We start from the raw sequence: 20,973 nt of genomic DNA, 5'->3' as shown, positions 1-20,973 counted from the left end.
GTCAACATACTATTATGAGTCAACGCAATAAACTCAGCTTGTGGCAAAAAATAAAACGGTTACTGACTGCTTCCGCACCGCAGTCAGTCGTCGACGGTACAAGCGAACCATCACGTTCGTCACCTGCTGAGCGTGAAACTGATAATGCAGTAGATATAGAAGCTGGCATCCCTAATATTAGCTCTCAGGCCACTGATAACATTGCCTCTGATATTTCCCATGAATTAGAGACCAATCAAGGCAACGAACAGGGCCTTGATCAAGTGCAAGCAGATACGTCTCATCTCAGAAACGATAACTTAAAAACCGATAACGCAAATGCAGAACCTCAAAACCAGAGTGACACACCTATCGTCGACTGCTTAAAGCAATACTTCAATGACAAACAGTGGCACTACACGCATTATCGACCCAAAACCAGCGACAGCCAAAAATCGCATCATTTATCCTTGAGGATGCGTCATAAGCAAATAAATTGTGGCTATCTGTTTCGAGTACAAGAAAAAAACAAACTGTTGGCCATCTACGGCATCTTGCCATTTTTGATACCAGAAACTCATCAAAGTGCCGCGATGCTACTCATCACCCAAATCAACTATGACATGCTAGTCGGTAATCTAGAAATGGATGTCAACGATGGTGAGATACGCTACAAAAATGCTATCGATGTCGAAGCAGTTGGTATAGATAATGAGATTATTGAACATTTACTGCAAAGCGTGGTTGCGATGACCACGGTTGCAAGCGAGCTATTTGGCAACTTGGTTAATAATCAAGACCCTGCCGAAGACATGCAAACATTACTGTTAGAGCTACGTCAACAGTCAGACGCGCGCACGTTCTTTTTGCCGACTCAGTTTGTTCAATAGTTCAGTTCGTTCGATAAACTGGTTGTTCAATCAAGCCATAATCCGCGATAGCGGATACTTATCTCTTTATTTTTCTATCCAAAAAACCATCAATACTAAGCTAGAATTCTTATGCTAAAAATTGCCTACTCTGACGTCTTTCGCTATTCCGTGCCAGAAAAACACCGCTTCCCCATGCAAAAGTACACTATGATTCCTGAGCGCTTACTGGCAGAAGGCACTATCAGCCAAGATAACTTCTTTGCCCCTGCTCGCTTAAGCGAAGATGAGATTTTGACCACGCATACTGCAGAGTACTGGTATCAGCTTAAAACTCAAACACTGCCGCGCAAGGCTGCTCGTGCGATCGGATTTGAGATGACCCCGCAGCTGGTGGAGCGCGGTCGTTATATTGCCCATGCAACGTATGAATGCGCGCTATATGCTCAGCAATATGGCGTGGCGATGAATGTTGCAGGCGGTACTCATCACTCCTTTGCTGGTCATGGAGAAGGGTTTTGTGTCTTCAATGATGTTTGTATCGCTAGCAACTTACTACTAAATCGTGGACAGGCACAGAAGATTTTAGTTATCGATTTGGACGTGCATCAAGGCAACGGCAACGCCAGTATCATGACAGATGAGCCACGTGTTTTTGTTTTTAGCATGCACGGTGCAAAGAACTATCCGTTTCGTAAACAAGTATCAGACTTAGATATTGAATTAGACAATGATACAGGCGATGCTGAGTATTTACAGATATTAGAAGATACGCTGCCACGTTTAATCGCTGAAGTTGCACCAGATATGATTTTTTATCAGTCTGCGGTCGACGTACTCGCGACCGATAAGCTCGGCAAACTTGGTTTGACACAAGCAGGATGCAAGGCGCGTGATGAATACGTTCTGCAGCAAGCAAAAGCCGCAAATATCCCTGTCGCTATCGTGATGGGTGGCGGCTACTCAGAAGATATCGAAGATGTGGTTGAGGCACACTGTAATACCTTTCGTTTGGCACAGCAGATATTTTTTGAAGAATTGGTCTAATAAGATATCGCTGAAAAGGCTTATATCTTTAGCTATAACAATGCGGTAATACCTTGCCAGCCAACGCGTATTCCAAGCACGATTAAGATTAATAAAATAAGCTGACGAAAACGCGCTTGTGGTAAATAACGACGCAAACGGATTCCAACTAGCAGTGTGACTATAGACAGCACACTTAAAAAAGTAATCAGCTGCCACTCACCACTGCTCAGTGCCATGATAGGCTCACGCAACACGATAATTTGAGCAATCTTTCCTAAGAAATAGCACATGTTGCCGACTTTGGCGATGGTGTTTTTATCATCACTGGCAGACAATAAATACATCATCAGTATGGTCGACATTGCATTGGTCGAGCCGCCAATCACGCCTGCACCAAAGCCAACGGCAATTAATATAGGCTTGGTGTTTGGTAGACGGATTTGCTTACCGAGTAAACTACTCACAACGTAGAAGGCAATGACCGCGGCCAACAATAAAAGAATATAAGCGCTATCGACCCATAGCAAGAGTTTCGCACCTAAAATGCTACCTAGTAAGCTGGTAAGCGCAAGCAACCAATAGCGTCTGCCGTAGTAGATGAAGTTTTGCCAAATGGTGCGTTCACCGCCTACTAGCCACGTCATCACATTAACGACTAGCGAGGGGAAAATCACTAGCACAATGGCATGTTGCAATGGGTACATGCTAGCAAGCGCGGTGGTCGTCACTAGCGTTGCGCCAAGTCCGCTAATACCGTGTAGCAGTGAGGCAAGCGCAAAAATGACCGTCAGCACTAGCATCTGAGTGCTATCGTTACCAGCTATATTCATCATATCGGTCACACCATTTGAGGCTCAGCGTCCATATCTACACACTATCTACATGCTAGCTATCAGATTTAGCGCCTGTAGCTCTAACTATCTTTACGTTGACCGATTGCTTGACCAATAATGCTAGCCAGTTGCTCAGCAATTTTATCTTTACTGGTCTTCTCAAGCGTTATCGCGTCACGCTCATAGCGCTCAGAGAAAAACACCTGCATCGCATTGTCATCACTAGCAAAACCGATATCTGCACGTGAGACATCATTGCAAGCAATCATATCCAAATCTTTTGCGACCAACTTACCACGGGCATAACGCTCGACATCTTGCGTCTCTGCGGCAAAACCAACGACAAACAACGCAGGATGCGCAAGAGAAATCGTCGCTAGAATATCAGGGTTTTTCACCAAACTAAGCGTCATGGCATCTTGCGTTTTTTTAATTTTTTGCGGTGCGGCTTCTTCCGTACGATAATCTGCCACGGCTGCAGTGGCAATAAAGATATCTGCTTTTACAAACTGGTTGTCATCATAAGACTGTAGCAAGTCATGATTGTCGTTATGGTTATGGTCACTTACATCATCACCGCAACCACAGTCACCATGATGATGTTCGTGGGAATGGTTGTGAGAGTGATCGTGCGTATGGTCATGAGAATGGTCATGCTCATCTTCAAGGACCCATTGCAGCTCGCTATGCGTGCCATCCACACATTGCTGCGCCGCTATCAGCATATCTTCAGCAGACAGTACATCGATTCGTGTGACATTGAGCGGCGTGGCCAATGCCACTTTACCACCAGCGATCAAGACAACGTCTGCACCAGCAGCCACGCAGGCGCGCGCCAATGCAAAGCCCATTTTTCCTGAAGAGTGATTAGACAAATAACGCACAGGGTCAATCGCTTCTACCGTTGGACCTGCGGTAATGACCACTCTTTTTCCTGCCAGTAATTGCGGCGTCGTATTCATCGCTATGAACAGTAACACCTCATCCAATAATTGCTCAGGCTCAGGCAATCGTCCTGCTCCGACATCACCGCACGCTTGCTCACCGCTAGCTGGCTGGATAATTTGATAATTCATATCGCGCAATGTTTGCACGTTTAGGTTGACTGCCGGATGTGCCCACATCTGCTGATTCATGGCAGGAGCAATAATGACAGGAGCTGTAGTGGCAAGGCACACTGTGGTCAATAGATCATCAGCCATTCCCATGGCCAGACGCGCAAGCGTGTTGGCTGAAGCAGGTGCAATTACGATTAAGTCAGCCCATTTAGCCAGCTCAATATGCCCCATGCCTGCCTCGGCTTGCTCATCGAGCAACGAGACGTGCACCTCATTACCCGTCAACGCTTGTAGTGTCAGCGGTGTGATAAATGCTTGTGCGCCTGTCGTCATGATAACGCGCACATCAAAGCCTGCCTTAACCAACAAGCGGGCAAATATAGCAGATTTATAAGCGGCGATACCGCCAGTAATAGCAAGCACAATATTGGACATAAGCGTGGCATCAACAAAAAAGTGAAAAGATAAAATTGCGCTTATAGTAACAATTATGAGATAAATTGGGTAAGATTTTCCGTATCTATCTCAGATAACGAGTATCAACCCATTTTCAAGGAGTGACAATGGCGATCAAAGACTGGCATGAGGATGACAGGCCACGCGAAAAACTTTTAAAATTTGGTGCAGCTCATTTGTCTGATGCCGAGATACTGGCCATATTTTTGCGTACGGGTACTCAGTCTCAATCAGCGATTGAATTAGCGCGGCATTTGATCAATCAGTTTGGTAGCTTAGCCGAGCTATTAGCCGCCCCTCAAAAGACGGTTCTTGCCTGCCATGGTATGGGACCTGCAAAGTACGCCCAAATATTAGCCTCACTTGAGATGGGTACGCGCTATCTGGACAGCCAACTCAAAACTGGGCAAGCACTAGGACGCTCACAAGCGGTCAAAGACTATATCAGTACCCAGTTGCGCGGTGAGCACCGTGAAGTATTTGCAGTACTCTGTCTGGATAATGCCCTCAACCTTTTAAACTTCGAGATACTATTTACAGGTGGTATCTCATCATGTTCCGTCTGTATCAAGCACGTATTGCGACATGCACTAAGCCATGCTGCTAGCCAACTTATCATCGCGCATAATCATCCTCATACCGATGCTAAGCCATCAACGGCAGATAACTTACTGACCTACGAGCTAAAAAAAGCCTGCGACCTGTTAGATATCTCGCTTGTCGATCACATAATCGTTGGTCGTAACGACACTTTGTCTTATGCCGAAAGCTGCCTTGCCCCTTTTGGTTAGCTCTTTGACAAGTTTTCGATAATAGCTGGCTACGTGTTCCAACTAGACATATGATGAACCTGCAAACAATTATTTTTGATACATATCATCGACAGAGCGTAGCATTTTGGCTCTTGATAGTTATCGACAACTGTTTCATATTAGTAGCCATTCTTGTCATTTATTTGTCAATTACTTACTAGACCGTTAATACTAGTACTTAAGAGACGTAAAACCGAGCATTTATGGATTAACAAATCATTCGATTTACTTGTAAGACAGTGAATGGCAAGACGAAAAACAATTATAGTTAGCTCTTTCATTCACGTACTTTTCGCATTTTTTATTCAGCGCTTTAAAGGAGATAGTCATGGCAATTGGCTTGTTTATTTTGGCAGTCATCATTCAGTTAGCCGTGGTCTTGGCCATCTTTTTGTTGTCCTTATCACGGGTCACCGGTAGCATCGTCGCCCTGATTACGGTTATCGTTACCGCAATTATCAGCCCATGGTCGCTCATTTTGGGTATACCAATGGCATTACTGTGCTTGGTCTTACTCATTGCACCGCTTCGCCAATCGTTAATCACTAAGCCTGTTTATAAGGCGCTGGGCGGTGCGATGCCAAGTATGAGTGATACGGAGCGTGAAGCACTTGATGCGGGTACTAGTTGGTGGGAAAAAGAGCTGTTTATGGGTGCGCCAAACTGGGATACCTTTGCCAATTATCCTTATCCGCAGCTCTCAGAAGAAGAGCAAAGTTTCATCGATAATGAAGTAGAAACTTTATGTGCCATGCTTGATGAATGGCAAATCCAGCATAAAGATAAAGACCTATCACCTGAAGCATGGCAATTTATCAAAAGTAATGGGTTCTTAGGCTTAATCATTCCAAAAGAATTTGGCGGCTTAGAATTTAGCTCTTATGCGCAAAGTCGTGTGATGAGCAAAATCGCTTCGCGCTCGCCGACTGCCGCTGTGACCTGTATGGTTCCCAACTCGCTCGGCCCTGGTGAGCTATTGATGCACTATGGTACAGACGAGCAAAAGCAGCGCTGGTTGCCAGGTCTTGCGAAAGGTGATGAAGTGCCTTGCTTTGGTTTAACTGGGCCCGAAGCGGGCTCTGATGCAGGTGCGATTCCTGATACAGGTGTAGTCTGCTACGGTATGCACGAAGGCGAGCAAGTGCTTGGCCTACGCATGAACTTCTCTAAACGTTGGATTACCCTAGCACCTGTCGCTACTGTCGTTGGCTTAGCATTTAAAATGCACGATCCTGAAGGTCTGCTTGGTAATCCTGAAAAAACCGATTACGGCATTACTTGTGCCCTCGTCCCAGCCAACCACGAAGGTGTCGTAACAGGGCCACGTCATAATCCAATTGGCTCACCATTTATGAATGGTACAGTCGATGGCAAAGACGTCTTTATCCCGTTAGATTACATCATCGGCGGTGTCGAGAACGCTGGTCGCGGCTGGCGTATGCTGATGGAGTGCTTGGGCGTTGGACGTGGTATTTCTCTGCCAGCTCTATCGACATCAGCCAGTGAAATGACTTACCTATCTGTCGGTGCATTCGCCAAAGTTCGCGAACAGTTCAAGATATCAATAGGTAAATTTGAAGGTGTACAAGACGCTACTAGCCGTATGGCGAGTAACACTTATATGTTAGAAGCGTTCCGACATTTGGTCACTTGCGGATTAAACCAAGGTGGTACGCCCTCAGTCATGACTGCCATGGCAAAATACTATGCGACTGAAACCATGCGTAGTGTCGTCAACGACGGTATGGATGTGGTCGGTGGTCGTGCTGTGCAAATGGGTCCGCGCAACTTCTTAGCGACACCTTATCAGGCGATTCCTGTTTCTATCACGGTTGAAGGCGCTAACATTTTGACCCGCTCACTCATGATCTTTGGTCAAGGTGCGATGCGTTGTCATCCTTATTTATTCGACGAGCTTCAGTTACTACAAAGTGAAGATAAAGCGGCGGCCACTGAAAAATTCGATACCCTTTTCTTTAAGCATTTAGGTTATACGTTTAACCGTGGTGCAAAAGCCTTTGTCGCAGGCTATGTTGGCGGTAGCGATAAGGCCCCGAGTTTCGCAGATGCCTTTACCCGTCCCTACTACAAACATATTAATCGTTTAAGTGCGAGCTTTGCCCTAACTGCTGATATGGCATTAGGACTACTAGCAGGGGACTTAAAGCGTAAAGAGATGCTCTCTGGTCGTTTAGCAGATATTCATAGTCATCTATTTATTGCGACTGCTATTTTGCAGTTCTATGAACATGGTAGTAAATCAGAGTCTGAGCGCTTACATGCCGAAGTTGCGTTACAAAACAGCTTGTATACGATTCAAGAAGCCTTTGTGTCATTCTTTGCCAACTTCCCGAATCGTATGGCAGCCAATGTGGTTAGCTTTGTAACCTTCCCAAGTGGACGTATCTTTACGCCAGCAAGCGATGAGCTAAAACGCCAGTTAGGTGACACTTTCATGGATGATTTTGCAGCCAACCCGTTCCGTGATTATCTAAAAACGATGGTTTATTACAATACCGATGCAGACGATGTGACTGGTCGTATGGAACATGCTTATCAGACGTTAGTAGAAATTGAACCGTTGTGGCAGAAGTTCAAAAAGGCAGAGCATCAAGACAGCTTTGAAGGTCTAACCTTTGAAGACCATGTGGTACACGCCAGTCAAAATGGCGGCATTACTGAAGAAGAAGCAGAAGTGCTGATTCAATATAACGCCATGCGTTTTGATTCCTTACTGACCGATACGTTTGACGAGCATCTATCAGAAGCGCTAGAACGTGACAATCCGCATGCGCTTGAAAATGCAGTCCATCAACTGACTGATTACGCACAGCTAAAAAGACAAGCTCAGAGTAAAAATAGTATCGCTGTGGATACCGATGCATCTGCCGTTGATGAGCTAGCCACTAACGAACCAACTATTAACGAACCAGCTATTAACGATCTAGACAGACCTGCAAACACAGACAATCATACTGGTGATGCCAATCCTAATCATGGTTATGAAAGTGATGGCGATGTAGAGTTAGTCAGTGAGCAAGATACTATCAAAGAAGTAAATTCGCAGACAGATTTTGAAGAGTCAGAGCCTGAGAGAGAGGCACTCGATCATCGCCATCGTGATGCTGAATCACATCTTAACGAGCGTATGGGCAATAATCATAATCGTCATATTGCACCACCTGACGAGATCAATACTGAAGTAATTGATAATGATATCAAACCTTTAGAACGCCAATCACCTTTATCACGCGAAGAAGACGATAAAGTTTAAAGGTCTATGCTGTTTTTGATATTAGTATTAGAAACTGAGTATTATTAGATTTATAGTAAGAGTTTCATTTTTTATTAGCCAGACTATCTATAAACGATAGTCTGGCTTTTTTTGGTCTATTGGAAATTCTGAGCTTAATTAATCATATGAGTCTTATTCTTTTCTTTGCATTTCGATGATTTGAAATCAATGGTTCAATATCAATTGTTTGACATATTCGCTTACCCTAAAAACTCTTTCATGAATATTTTGTTTCATATGGGAAACAAACCGTTTAGAATAAATATTGACTATATTATGGGCACATAGTTGTAACGAGGAATGTACATTTAGAATAAAATCAGAAAAAAATCTTGCAGTGCCCTTAGCTATTCTTTTATATTGTCCACGAAAATGTGACATCGAGCGAAAATCACGGGAACTTAATAGTCGTAACAAGCTTTGTAGTAAGGCTGATAAGTACAATCATGTTGGCTAATGAACACTTACTATAAAGCTGTTATGCACACAAAGGATATGAATTATGTGGAAGAATTTAGGACTGACGGGCAAGATTATTGTTGCCATGGTGCTCGGTATTGGACTGGGCCTATTTCTAAACTACTCAGGATTGAACGGCGAAGGTAGCTTTGTTAATACTTACATCACCAACGGCTTCCTTGCCATTGTTGGTAAACTATTTGTCAACTCGCTAAAAATGTTGGTCGTACCTTTGGTGCTTATCTCACTGATTTGCGGTGTATGCGGTATTGGTGATATTCGCCTACTTGGACGTATTGGTACCAAAACGTTCATTATTTATATGATAACCACTGCACTCGCTATTGCGACTGCAATTGGTCTTGGCTCGTTATTCGGTATCGGTAAAGGCATGAATATCGGAACGGAAGCCGAGTTTGAAGCAGCGTCAGCGCCGCCTCTACTTGATGTGTTCTCTAACATTATCCCATCGAACCCCATCAGCGCGATGGCAAATGGCGATATGTTATCGATCATCTTCTTTGCTATTTTGATCGGTGTCAGTATCTTGATGGTAGGTAAACCTGCCAAAGGCTTAGTGCAGAGCCTAGAGCTAATCAACGAAGTTATCTTAAAGATGGTCACGATCATCATGAACCTTGCACCATATGGTGTATTTGCGCTATTGACCAAAGCAATGGCAGAGCTAGGTTTAGACTTGATTTGGTCACTACTTGGTTATGTCGCGGTATTGGTCGGGTCATTGGCCTTCCACTTCTTTATCACCATGATGATTGTACTAAAAGTGTCTTCAGGCTTGTCTATCAAGACGTTTTTGGCAAAAATGCGTGAAGTACAGATCTTTGCTTTTAGTACCTCAAGCTCGAACGCGACGATTCCTATTACCTTGCGTACTGTTACCAAACGTATGGGTGTGAACAACTCAGTTGCGTCGTTCACTGTTCCTTTTGGTGCTACCATCAATATGGATGGTACAGCTATCATGCAGGGTACTGCGACCATCTTTATTGCCAACATTTACGGCATTGATTTGGGTGTAACCGAATACTTAACCGTCATCTTGATGTCAGTACTGGCGTCTGTTGGTACGGCTGGTGTACCTGGTGTTGGTCTAATCATGCTGTCTATGGTATTTGCTCAAGTGGGTCTGCCAATCGAAGGTATCGGTCTAATCTTGGGTGTGGATCGTATCCTTGATATGTTACGTACTGCTGTAAACGTTGGTGGTGATGCTGCTGTTACTACTATCGTAGCAAAATCAGAAGGCAAAATGGATCTGGCTATTTACAACGATCCTAATGCTGGTGCAAAAGACGTATTTGATGGTCATATCGATGAAGACAATGAGCGTGAGTTCTCTGAAGTCTTTAGTGATGGCATCATGGGTAGTGAATACGATGATGTCGATCGTCGCCGCTAACCCACGCCTGCTAGATAGAAGTGCATAAAATAAAAAACCTCAGTCAAGTTGGCTGAGGTTTTTTTATGATCAATAACCAGTAAATAATAATGGTTGATACGGTTCTATCAACAACTAATTAGCCAAACACGTACTTGGTCAACATCGCCAGACAGACCAGTACAATCACTGGACGAATCAATTTGCTACCGCCTTTGACCACCATATGCGAGCCAAAATAGGCGCCGATGGTTTGTCCAACCATCATCGCTAACCCCACTTTCCACAGTACGTTACCACCCAAAATAAAGAAAATTAACGAGCCAATATTGGTCGATAAATTCAACACTTTAGCCGCGCCTGTTGCTTCAATAATTTGACGACCACGTAATGCCACATTACCAAGCGCAAAAAACATACCCGTACCTGGACCGATATAACCATCATAAAAACCAATCAACGGTGCCACGACTTTTTGCCATTTGCTCTCTGAGATGCGCGGTGCAGCCTCTACTTCACCCAATCTAGGGGCAAATAACGTATAAATACCGATAGCAGCGATTAAAAATGGAATGACCTTTTCAAGCAAGTCAGGTGGTGACATTTGTACAGCGATGGTGCCGATAACGGAACCAATAAAAGCGGCGATGATAGCTACTTTGATACGTTGCGGTTTGACGACTCCTTTTCTAATCATAGTAATAGACGCCGCTAGGGCGCCTGATGCCGCTTGCAGTTTGTTGGTACCGAGCGTCAATACTGGTGGGATGTTGGCCAGTAGCATGGCAGGGATAGTCAATAACCCGCCGCCGCCAGCGATAGCATCAATAAATCCTGCCAATGCGGCCACCGCAGTAAGCATTAAAATAATCTCTAACGAGAAAGTTAAGTCCATGACACTGACCTGCAAAATATGATAAGAAGAGAAAAGGAGTTCTAAGTTGAAGCTAAAATATCATTATCGATAAGCTGACAGCTTACCAGTGCTAGCAAAAGAAATAATGACACGTCGCACAGCGCTGCTCATTATAAAGATAAAACCGTAAAAAAAGCCAAAAACGTAACAAAGTCTGCTAAATTTGTCTAATAACGTTCCGAATATGCTCAGCCAAATAGCGACTTATTAAAAAGATGTAACGACTTACAACTATTGTGCTCGTCAAATCCTCTTTATAATATTGCTATTGTGAATATAAAAAAGTAGACCGTTGGCACTGGCTCAACGTATTTTGTTGTCTATATTGATAAGAGTATGAGAAACTGTTTCTGTCTATTTGCTACCTCGAAATTATAGGTAGCGCAGACATTGATGGATATTTGAGGTTATTTAGTAAATTGTATTTAGCGAATGAGGATGATATGGCAATACGAAGGATTAAGGCATTTTTTGAATTTGAGGCAGCGGGCGGTATCGTCTTAGCATTGGCTGCCGTTGCTGCAATGATCATTGCCAACTCCCCTCTTAATGTTTGGTACGAAGGTTTTATTCACGCACCAGTTGCCATTCAAATTGGCGAGTTTGCGATTGCCAAAGATGCTCACCACTGGATCAATGACGGTCTAATGGCTGTTTTCTTTTTCTTGGTCGGACTTGAGCTCAAGCGTGAAGTATTGATTGGTGAGCTGTCCAACGTCAAACAGATTATTCTGCCAGCTGGGGCAGCACTGGGCGGTATGATTATGCCGGCGATTGTCTATCTGCTCTTTAACTACAATGAGCCTGAGTTTTGGAAAGGTTGGGCCATTCCTGCGGCGACAGATATTGCGTTTGCACTCGGTATTTTAAGTCTTTTAGGTAACCGTGTACCTAACTCTTTAAAGGTATTTTTGGTCTCTATTGCTATCTTCGATGACATCGGTGCGATTCTGATTATTGCTTTGTTTTACACCAGTGAGTTGTCGCTAGAATCATTAGCAGTAGCTGGTCTATGTTTGCCGTTCTTATATGTTCTTAATCGCCGTAACGTTACCAACATCACGCCCTATCTACTCATTGGTCTGATCATGTGGATTGCCGTACTCAAGTCTGGTATCCATGCAACATTGGCCGGTGTGGTACTAGCACTGTTTATTCCGATGTTCGACCGCACTGATCCTGAGCACTCTCCACTTGAAGAGCTAGAGCACGATCTACACAATACCGTCGCCTTTGGTATTTTGCCAATCTTTGCTTTTGCCAACTCGGGTATTTCGCTCGAAGGCGCAGGTTTTGCTGAGTTATTCCACTCAGTACCGCTAGGTATTGCCGCTGGTTTATTTATTGGTAAGCAATTAGGCGTCATGTTCATGTGCTGGTTAATCTTTAAGCTTGGTATCTCAACCATGCCAAAAGGTATGGACTATAAGCAAATCTACGGTGCAGCTCTATTGTGTGGTGTTGGTTTTACCATGAGTTTGTTCATTGGTGGCTTAGCGTTCGCTGGCGACACCACTATGTTTGATGAGCGCTTGGGTATTATCATGGGTTCAATCGTCTCTGGTATCGCAGGTTACATCATGCTAAAAATGAGCTTGAAAGACAATGCTAGCGGTACATCGGTCGATTTGACTCGTCCACATTAATGAAACGTAGAGTAGCTTATAATGGTACTGCTTAATGTTGATGCCACTTATAAGCTGCTCTATTTTATTTGTATGTACGTTATCGAGATACCTACAAGTGACCTAGCAATCAATCACAAGGCTGCATAATGTGATTGATTGCTAGCGTTATTTATTTATGTTCATAGTTATTATAGTTATCACAGCTATCGGAGCTAACCATGTACCAACCTATATACCATGCTGTACGTCAACTGGCATTAGGATTATCTGTGTTCGGTAGTGTCTATCTGCTAGCAGGCTGTGCAACACTCTCCAAGCAAGAATGTCTCATCGGTGACTGGCAAGCTATCGGCTATAACGATGGCGTGGCAGGTTATCATTCAGACCGCTTAGCCTCTCATACAAAAGCCTGTGCCAAAGCTAGCGTCGCGCCTGACTATCAGGCATGGGAGCGAGGTCGTAAACTTGGCCTGCAACAGTACTGCACCATCAATAATGCCTATAACATCGGTAGACGTGGTCGTCAGTTGAACAACGTTTGCCCGATCACTATGGCCAACACATTGCAAGCGGCTAATCAAAAAGGGCTAGATTATTACGCCTTAGACAACCAATTAGACAAAGATAATCGCCTCTTAGATACTTATCAATCAGAATTCGATAAGTTAGAAAATGGTGAAATGCTAGATTTTGCTAATGAAAAAGAAGCCCGTGCACGGCTGCTATCTCTATCTGATGAGATTCGTGATACCAAACGCCGCATCCGAACAACACAGCAGCAATTAGACTCATTGAACCGATCCAGTAGTTTTTACGAATGACTGGGATGCGAAGCTATCGCAATGCAAGTTTTACGTTCTAAGGCACGCTCTAACTCTGAAAATGGTACTTGATAACTATGGATAAGAAAATCATCAATACGGCAAGTACTGCAACTGACAAACCTGACTTTCCATCATCGAATGCTCAATCATCGAACGCTTATCAGCGTCATGGACGTACCACTGCTATCGATGACCATAGCGATTTGCAGGTTTTAAAACGCATTAAACGTTATCTATTGCCAAAAGACTTTACGATATCGCCTGCTCTACTAAATGAGATAGTGGCAGGTTACGATATTGGCGATCCACTCGCAGACGCGTTAGCTACACAGAGCATAAAGTTTGCAAAACCTTTACAGCACACTATTCTTGGCGATAGTCCAAACCATAAACTTACGAACAACGACCTTGTAAACAATCCATCATTTAGCGCGCTCACTGAGCAATTTAGCAACCATCCTGACTGGTTCGACCCAAAACTTGCCCAGATAGGCGCGGTTGCCTATCGGCGCTATCCACTCATGCTCATTTGGCTACTGCGTAATGTTGCTTTGATGGCTGGCTATAGCATCCCTGCCCTCTCGCTACCGCTCATTCAGACGGGCGCACTGATGCACGATGCGCTACCACGACTGATGCGTACTTATGCCTATATCTTGGCCGTGTCTGAACACCCTTCATCTAATATGAGCGCAGGCAATCAAAATAAACCTGTCGAGCAAATGCTGGCCATTGGCTCTGAGGGCTGGCGACAATCGATCCAAGTACGTCAGATACATACCTTGGTACGGCAGAACCTACTCAAAGGTAAAGGCAATGCTGCTACAGGCGTGATACCAAACGCCGAGCAACATCATAACCCTGATGGTAGTTGGAATACCGACTATTGGGGCACCCCTATCAATCAAACCGATATGATTGCCACCCACTTACAGTTCTCGTTACTAATTATGCGCGGTCTAAGATTGTTAGGCGCACGTATTAGCACAGAAGAAGCTGAAGGTATCCTGCATCTATGGAACCTTGCCAGTTATTGGATGGGGGTTGATCTAGATCGTCTGCCAAAAGATGAGGCCGCGTGTTGGGAATGGCTGTATACCTATCTATCGATACAGCAGCTAGACTTTAAGATGGGACAACCACTGGCAAAAGCATTGCATGATTTGCCGCGTCAGCTAATGGGTGAAGACAATCGCCGTGGACGTTTTGTCGAAATGGTCAATGCGAGTGTCACTCGGACTTTGGTCGGTGATGATATAGGCGATGGGCTGGACTTACCAAAATCGAAGATACGCTTTGGCGTGTTGTCTTCCGTACCGATTCTTTTTGCGCTCGATACTGCACGGCAGCATAATGCATCCGTTGCTCATAAGTTAGAAGCATTCCGTGCCAAGCGCCAAGACAATATGAACTGGTGGCTTAAAAAGAACGATGATTATTATAAGTAGATGATTATAGTCATCCCACTATAAAAGCATTACTGTGTTAACCTCGTTTGAAGTATCACATATACATCTACACTCGGTTGCCTTGTACTACTTTTAAATTGAATCGACTATATTATAAGTAGATGACATTTATCAGCGTTTGTTTTCTACGCGGTAATACCATTCTAGCTGTCGATCAAACCCTGTTTCTAATAGGTTAGCAATTACCCGTCCTGTTAGCCCCCATACTGTCTCGCCATCGACCTGCCAGCTCGGCGTCAGTATGGTAGCCATTTGCTCCTGCATTTTATACTCAATTTCATACTCTACCGTTGGTTGAGTGACTAACGATTCTAAATCTGCCCAAAAAATACGTGATATTTCTCCCGCTTCAGGTACGAGTACTAGACCAGGAGCGATGAGTGCCACGATTGGGCGTACGCTCATACCACTTTTTGAAGTTTGGATCGGTAGCTGACCAAGTAATTGGACTTTATTGGGCGGTAGCGCTGTTTCTTCACAGGCTTCACGCAATGCAGTAACGACATTATTGCCATCGCCTCGATCATGTTTTCCACCCACACAAGACACTTCACCCGCATGACTGTTCATGTGGGCGGCGCGGCGTGTTAATAATAGTTTAGGCCTGCGCTCATGAGTAATAGCGACCAGTATTGATGCATCTGCAATCGGTGTCTGATATAAGCTGTCCAAAATACGCGTACTTTGTGAGGTGTTGCCACTCTCGTACATCGCTGGACTCGTCAGCGCGTTCAATGTCTCGTGCTGTACTCGCTCGGCCAGTTTTCTGAGTGTAGGATGACGAATAAAACTTGGGACAGCAACTGACAGGTTATCGAAGCTTACAGCCTCCGGTGGGAATAACATTATACTTGCCCTATATTTTTATCGTTATTAAGCGGTATCAACAGCATCTTTCTTGTTTTCTATTATTAAAATCGCGACTAGTAAATAAAACCAACAATCTATTTATTGTTCTCGGCCACGCGACTTGTCAGCGGCTTTGATATCAATAATTACTGAACACTCACTAGACTAGCGCAATATAATAGTGGCTGCATGCTATTTATGTGACTGATTCATTGCTTATCAATGCTCAATAACGGCCTTGTTGACCAATAACAGTAAGCCTATCTGTGAAATGATGCGTTACTGTTATCGTGATTCTGTCCGTCGATAATATGTGCTATCTTAAGACGATAGCTGCTCTTTAGAATAATATCTTATATAGTCGATCTTATATAAGTCAGGTACGTTTAAGTTAGGTTTATCGTCAGGTTCACTCAGTTTACTGCTTGTGGTACTTGTCTCATCATCCTTGTATCTAACGTATCTCGAAACGATGACAGCAGCACTTCAGAATATAGGTCTTATAACCTATAAAAAACATCATACACAATAACTTTTATAACAAGGTAGTTGATATGCGCTATTGCCTCCAATGCGGTCATGAAGCAGAACGAAAAATCCCACCTACAGATAATATGCCGCGTTTAGTATGTCCCAATTGCCACTATATCCACTACGAAAACCCAAAAGTTATCTGTGGCTCGCTGGTGGTACATGAAAATAGAGTACTACTCTGCCGCCGTGCCATTGAGCCACAATATGGGCTATGGACGATACCTGCAGGTTTTATGGAAAATGGTGAGACCATGGCTGAGGGTGCTGCGCGCGAGAGCTACGAAGAAGCTGATGCTATCGTACTAAATCCGCATCTATACTGCATTTATGATTTGCCAGATATTGGGCAGATCTACTCTATTTATCTGGCCGATCTAAAAGATGGCGCGTATGGTATTGGCTCAGAAAGTCTCGACTGTGCACTGTTTAGCGAAGAAGACATCCCATGGGATACACTGGCATTTGAAGCCATTCGCCGTACTCTAAAAAGCTACTTTGCTGATCGTAAGCAGTATAACGAGTTGTCAGAATTTCCGATTCATCAAGACAAAATTGGCAAAGATTTGAGTATCAAACGATATTAGTCAATTACCTAACCGCAAAAAGCCAAGCATGATGCTTGGCTTTTCTGTGCTTAACTTTTAATCAAAAATAAACCTAATTGTCTTAGCTCTTTATTCTACAAACCTCAAAACCAAGACCTTTTACCGTCTCTTCTTTGTCGTAAGGCGCTAGTACTGCACGTACATGCTTTTGCCCTTGTAGATATTGCTTAGCAACGCGCTGCAAATCAGCGACTGTCACGGCCAATATTGACGCACGCATTTTGCGCTGCCAGTCGACACCGCGATGATGTAGATTTGCAAAGCAGGCTTTGATTGCTTCTCCTGCAGGAGAGCCTGGCTTATCCATGCCTGAGATAATACCTAAAATAGCTTCTTCCAATTGCTCATCGGTCTGTGGCTCGTTTAATAACCACTCGATACTGGCTTCAAAATGAGCAAAGGTCTCAGCACATTGTGGATCACGATAGCTAAAGAATTTAAAGGCACAAGCGTTGGCATCGTAACCTGCACCGCCACCGTAGGCACCGCCGCGCTCACGAATCGCACTGTGCAAATAACCGTTACGTAAGTAAGGCGCTAATACCATGAGTGCAGCGGTATCAGGATGGTCAGCAGCAGGTACAGTATAAGCACTGGCATTGTGATATACGTTGGTTGGTACTAGCCATGCTAGATCTGCAACATCAAGCGCTACCCCGTTTTCTAATGCTTTGACTGTATCAGTCGCACCATTTAACGCAGTATCTAATTGCAGGTTTGCAAACTCACTTGGAATATTTGCTACTGCGTTCGTTAAATCATTAGAAGCGGTCGTCGCTTGGCTGTCTTTCCAGCTATCGACGATTAAGCTACTCAAGCGTTCGGTTTGCTCTGCCTCACAAATAATAACGGCATGCTTAGGCAAGCTGATCAGACGTTGATGTAAATCCATCAAGCTGGTAGCCAGTTGATCCCACTGAGCATCATCTGTACTAGCATGTGCCAAGAAATCCTTAAGCGCGTTCAATGCTGGTAGACCGCTGCGCACATATTCCAACTGTGCTTGGCGACTCATACCACGACTAGCCGTTTGCATCGCATAAGAGTGCCCTGAGCCCGCTAAGTTTGACTGCCAACCCGCTTGGCGCTGTTGCAAGATTTCTTTGATACGGTCATGCTCAGAGAAGATACTGTGCTCCATCACTTCCTTGAGCAAATCAATCGCTTCAGGTTTGCGATTTAGCGCACGCGTTGCTACCACAAAATAACTGCTAATTGCTTGGCTATCATCGACGTTGGTACGCTGGCTAATACGAGCGGTCACACCAGAAGAATGCGCTGCTTGCTTGGCTTGCATCTCATGAGCACTAAGCGAGTCAGTACCTAGCTCAGACAATAGACTTAAATAAATAGGCAACAATGGATGATTGATCACATCATTGACTGGTAGCGCATCTGCGCTCGCATTACCAATTGCTTCAGTGAGTGGGACAATCACTTGATAGTAATAAATGCCATTAGTGCCAGCTTCATACTCAAATAGCGTGCTGTCTTGCCCGCTCAAACGCACCTGCTTTTGCGTGCCTTCTTTAAAGCTAATATCCGTTGGTACGTCTTCTAAACCAACTTTTGGCAACAAGCTCAAATCATCTGGCGCAGCTTGACGTGCAGCCAAATCTAAAGCTTGTTGCTTTAAAATAGCTTTGTCATCAGCAGTCAAATCCATCGCGATAGTATCTAAACGAGTCTGTTCAGCTGCTGCCAAACGCGCTGTTTTTTCGCTATCAGGCGTCATCGTTACGCGTACACGATGCTGATTGTCCAATAGATGCGTTTTAATCAAGTTCGGTAGCCACTGCGGATCGACGACTTGCTCGCGTAGCCATTGTAGATGCTCATCTACTTCCCAGACGTCGATAGGGTTGCCATCATGAATGGCGGTACTAAAGCCCTCTAACATCAGGTTTAGACCATAAGGAATGCTATCGCCGCCGATGTGACGCTGATCAATCTCAATCTGATGCAGAATGGTTTCGATTGTCTCATCATCAACTGGTGAATTGGCCACTTCGGTCAGCAAATCAATAATGCCCTGCTCGACCGCTTCGGCATGTTCAGGGTTAGAGCCGCGCAGTCCCGTATAAAAGACCATTTCATAATGACTGTCATCAAGTCCCAATAGCGGACTTGGTGCTTTACCCAGTGGATGGCTATCAAGATAGGCACGCAATGGCGAACCTGCATGCTCAATCAGCACGCCCTCTAATAGACGCAATGCCAAACGCTGCTTAGGATCGGTAATCGATGGTAGTAACCAAGCAACCACGTGATGCGTCTGATCTGGGCCGGCTTCGTCAGCAGTATAAGTATCAACCGCGCTGATTGGCGCAGACAAACGTTGCTCTGGACGCGATACATGCTTTTTGCCTGCTTCAAATTGAATCAAAGCATCTTCGTGTATTTTCGCTTGCGTCTCAGCAACAGGGATATTACCGAAGCTCATAATGACACTGTTTGACGGATGATAATGGCTCTGGTGAAACTCTGTCAGCTCAGTGTGTGTCAAGTCAGGGATATCAGCAGGATCGCCGCCTGAATTATAATGATAGGTCGTCGTTGGGAACAGATGATGAGCAACCGTATGATATAGCTGATCAATCTCGCCACTCATCGCGCCTTTCATCTCATTAAAAACGATACCTTTAAATTGCGGCTTATCATTTTCATCAAGCTCTACGCGGATGCCTTCTTGGGCAAAATCGAGCGGATGGATATTGGGGAAAAACGACGCATCTAGATAGACAGCGAGCAAGTTAAAATAGTCGTTTTTGTTTTGCGTCGCATACGGATAGGCCGTCCAATCAGCGGCGGTCATCGCATTCATAAACGTATTTAACGAGCGTTTAATCATTGAGAAGAACGGATCACGTACTGGAAACTTATTCGAACCACATAATGCCACGTGTTCTAAAACATGCGCCTCGCCTTTTGAGTCCATTGGCTGGGTGCGAAAACCGACCAAAAATGCATTTTCATCACTTGGGTGTGCCAGATGATAATGCATCGCTCCTGTTTTTACATGCTGACTGATCAGCACATCCATCGATAGCGCCTCAATATGGCGATGCTCAATCAGCTCAAATGCTGGATGCAGCGTTAAATCAGCAGTAAATGGCGTGTCCGTCATAGTTATCCTTATCGCTTATTATGCGTATAGTGCCCTGACTGTCAGGGAAAATAGAGTAATAAATTGGCTAAAAAAGAGTTGGCTTAGCGCTATTAGTGGGGCTGCGACATGGATAAGTCAAGGCGGCAGTCACGCAATAATCCACCACATAATCTACGTTCTTATCAACTTTAGCTATTAAAGCCTTAAAGTTACAAATCCATCAATATCCACAATTTTATTATGGATTTATCACTTAACAAAGATGATTTGCACTGCTACTATAAAGTTAACTATTAATAGGAGTACCTTATGAGCTACCAACACGTTTTATTGGTCACTGACTTACTATCCGATGCGGACAAAGTGGCGCTAAAAACCAAGCGTATCCTCGCAGGCTCTCCTGAAGCCAGGCTGTCTGTCTTGCATATAGTCAAAGATGACATGGTGCGCTTTGGTTATGAGCTCGTGCCTGCCTCTAGCCTCTCGGGTGATGTCGATAATGAAAAGTGGCAAGAAGCACGGGCGAAATTAGCGCAATTTTTGGCACGTAATGAGCTGGAAGCAATCAACTCTGAGATCACCGCTGCCATCTCTAATAGTAAAGGTATCATTAATTACTGCCGTGAAAAAGACGTCGATTTACTTATCATTGGACGCCATGAACGCCATGGTATTGCCGCTTGGTTGGTAGGAGCCACTGCCGATAGTATCTTGCCAAATGTCCCTTGCGACAGTTTAGTGGTGAAGCTTGATCAGCCTGTCTTGGAATAATTGGCATTACTCTAATCCGCTGCTAAAGACGACAAGCTTTACTTAACAGCGCCCTAGAGTAGTGCTATAGTAAATACTA

Annotated in this window: 15 protein-coding genes; 10 read left to right on the top strand and 5 right to left on the bottom strand. The window is 44.3% G+C overall.

Features of this window, described 5'->3' with window-relative positions; translation table 11 throughout:
- Positions 1-14: 14 nt before the first annotated feature.
- A complete protein-coding gene (locus I3249_RS07300; RefSeq protein ID WP_238069314.1) occupies positions 15-869 on the top strand; it encodes a YbjN domain-containing protein in 855 nt (284 codons plus the stop codon).
- Positions 870-980: 111 nt separating this feature from the next.
- Positions 981-1,895: a histone deacetylase gene (locus I3249_RS07295; protein ID WP_238069313.1), complete on the top strand. Its 915-nt coding sequence runs from the start codon at positions 981-983 to the stop codon at positions 1,893-1,895.
- Positions 1,896-1,927: 32 nt separating this feature from the next.
- Here I3249_RS07295 and I3249_RS07290 read toward each other — a convergent pair whose 3' ends face one another.
- A complete protein-coding gene (locus tag I3249_RS07290) occupies positions 1,928-2,710 on the bottom strand; it encodes a sulfite exporter TauE/SafE family protein (RefSeq protein ID WP_238069312.1) in 783 nt (260 codons plus the stop codon).
- 80 nt (positions 2,711-2,790) lie between these two features.
- Positions 2,791-4,203: a bifunctional phosphopantothenoylcysteine decarboxylase/phosphopantothenate--cysteine ligase CoaBC gene (coaBC, locus tag I3249_RS07285; protein ID WP_238069311.1), complete on the bottom strand. Its 1,413-nt coding sequence runs from the start codon at positions 4,201-4,203 to the stop codon at positions 2,791-2,793.
- A gap of 128 nt (positions 4,204-4,331) precedes the next feature.
- Here coaBC and radC point away from each other — a divergent pair, with 128 nt between their 5' ends.
- The 3 genes from radC (at position 4,332) to I3249_RS07270 (ending at position 10,210) form a co-directional block, all read left to right on the top strand.
- A complete protein-coding gene (gene radC, locus I3249_RS07280) occupies positions 4,332-5,015 on the top strand; it encodes a DNA repair protein RadC (protein ID WP_238069310.1) in 684 nt (227 codons plus the stop codon).
- A 349-nt stretch (positions 5,016-5,364) separates the two neighbouring features.
- A complete protein-coding gene (locus tag I3249_RS07275; RefSeq protein ID WP_238069309.1) occupies positions 5,365-8,310 on the top strand; it encodes an acyl-CoA dehydrogenase in 2,946 nt (981 codons plus the stop codon).
- Positions 8,311-8,833: 523 nt separating this feature from the next.
- Positions 8,834-10,210, top strand: a complete 1,377-nt coding sequence (locus tag I3249_RS07270; RefSeq protein WP_102091812.1) for a dicarboxylate/amino acid:cation symporter — start codon at positions 8,834-8,836, stop codon at positions 10,208-10,210.
- A 118-nt stretch (positions 10,211-10,328) separates the two neighbouring features.
- Here I3249_RS07270 and I3249_RS07265 read toward each other — a convergent pair whose 3' ends face one another.
- Entirely contained in the window at positions 10,329-11,084 is a 756-nt protein-coding gene (locus I3249_RS07265) for a TSUP family transporter (RefSeq protein WP_101206038.1), read from the bottom strand.
- A gap of 464 nt (positions 11,085-11,548) precedes the next feature.
- Here I3249_RS07265 and nhaA point away from each other — a divergent pair, with 464 nt between their 5' ends.
- The 3 genes from nhaA (at position 11,549) to I3249_RS07250 (ending at position 15,005) form a co-directional block, all read left to right on the top strand.
- On the top strand, positions 11,549-12,751 hold the full coding sequence (gene nhaA, locus I3249_RS07260; RefSeq protein ID WP_238069308.1) for a Na+/H+ antiporter NhaA: 1,203 nt from the start codon (positions 11,549-11,551) through the stop codon (positions 12,749-12,751).
- A gap of 200 nt (positions 12,752-12,951) precedes the next feature.
- Positions 12,952-13,554, top strand: coding sequence for a DUF2799 domain-containing protein (locus I3249_RS07255; RefSeq protein WP_238069307.1), 603 nt, complete (start codon positions 12,952-12,954; stop codon positions 13,552-13,554).
- A 77-nt stretch (positions 13,555-13,631) separates the two neighbouring features.
- Positions 13,632-15,005: an oxygenase MpaB family protein gene (locus tag I3249_RS07250; protein WP_238069306.1), complete on the top strand. Its 1,374-nt coding sequence runs from the start codon at positions 13,632-13,634 to the stop codon at positions 15,003-15,005.
- Between the two features lie 132 nt (positions 15,006-15,137).
- Here I3249_RS07250 and I3249_RS07245 read toward each other — a convergent pair whose 3' ends face one another.
- Positions 15,138-15,872: a CoA pyrophosphatase gene (locus I3249_RS07245; protein ID WP_238069305.1), complete on the bottom strand. Its 735-nt coding sequence runs from the start codon at positions 15,870-15,872 to the stop codon at positions 15,138-15,140.
- A gap of 557 nt (positions 15,873-16,429) precedes the next feature.
- On the opposite strand from I3249_RS07245, the gene I3249_RS07240 reads away from it, so the two are divergent.
- Positions 16,430-16,993 (top strand): NUDIX hydrolase, encoded by a 564-nt coding sequence (locus I3249_RS07240; RefSeq protein ID WP_102091805.1) that lies wholly within the window; start codon positions 16,430-16,432, stop codon positions 16,991-16,993.
- 82 nt (positions 16,994-17,075) lie between these two features.
- Here I3249_RS07240 and I3249_RS07235 read toward each other — a convergent pair whose 3' ends face one another.
- On the bottom strand, positions 17,076-20,141 hold the full coding sequence (locus I3249_RS07235; protein WP_238069304.1) for an insulinase family protein: 3,066 nt from the start codon (positions 20,139-20,141) through the stop codon (positions 17,076-17,078).
- Positions 20,142-20,432: 291 nt separating this feature from the next.
- Here I3249_RS07235 and I3249_RS07230 point away from each other — a divergent pair, with 291 nt between their 5' ends.
- Positions 20,433-20,894, top strand: coding sequence for a universal stress protein (locus tag I3249_RS07230; RefSeq protein WP_238069302.1), 462 nt, complete (start codon positions 20,433-20,435; stop codon positions 20,892-20,894).
- Positions 20,895-20,973 lie beyond the last annotated feature (79 nt).

Origin of the sequence: Psychrobacter sp. Ps1, assembly GCF_022129425.1 — a bacterium.
GTDB lineage: Bacteria > Pseudomonadota > Gammaproteobacteria > Pseudomonadales > Moraxellaceae > Psychrobacter.
Note: the sequence above shows the minus strand (reverse complement) of the source record. Positions and strands in the feature narration are given on the sequence as shown.